The organism is Arthrobacter sp. 05L421, from assembly GCF_056397785.1.
Genome location: NZ_JBFTOC010000066.1, coordinates 1 through 606 on the forward strand (window position 1 = coordinate 1; position 606 = coordinate 606).

Annotated in this window: 1 pseudogene; it reads right to left on the bottom strand. The window is 70.1% G+C overall.

Annotation, left to right across the window (positions count from 1 at the left end):
* Nucleotides 1-482 (bottom strand): annotated as a pseudogene (locus AC1DKQ_RS22435) (HNH endonuclease); the annotation flags it as partial.
* Between the last annotated feature and the right edge of the window lie 124 nt (nt 483-606).

Here is a 606-nt window from a genome sequence, read left to right on the forward strand (position 1 = left end):
CCGGTGTCGGGTGCGAGGTGTTCGTCGACGGCGGACCGGTCCGCGGCGGTCAGGCACGCGGTTTCGCGCACGAGCAGGGTGGCGCGCCATTCGTTCAGCTGCCCGGATTCGAGCGCGGCGAGGGTGTGCGGCATCTCGGCCACGAGGGCTTTGGCGAGGCCCAGGAGCCGGCCGCCCTTGGCGGGGGATTCGTGCCGGGCGAGGGCGATCTGCGCGCCGATCCCGGCGCCGAGCTGCTCGGCGGGGATCCCGGCGGCGGCCTGGGCGCGGCGCTGGGACAGATCCAGTGCGACGGCGTGCCGTGCCTGTCGGGCTGCCATGGCGGATTTCAGGTCTTCGAGTTCCCGGATCTCATCGATCAGGGCAGCGGCGCTGTCAGGGGCCGGGAGGCCGGTCAGGAGCGTGGCCAAGTCCGCGACCGTCGCAGTCGTTGCCGGTGCCGAATCTGCCGGAACCACATCGGGCCCCTGAGTGCCTTCCATGAATCAAGTGTCCCTGCGGGCTATGACATTTATGGCCGTCCGCAGCCGCTCGACCGCTTCGGAGACCAGCGGGGAAATTCCGGGTTCGGCCGTAACTCCCGGAACGCTGCCCAAGATAACGTCG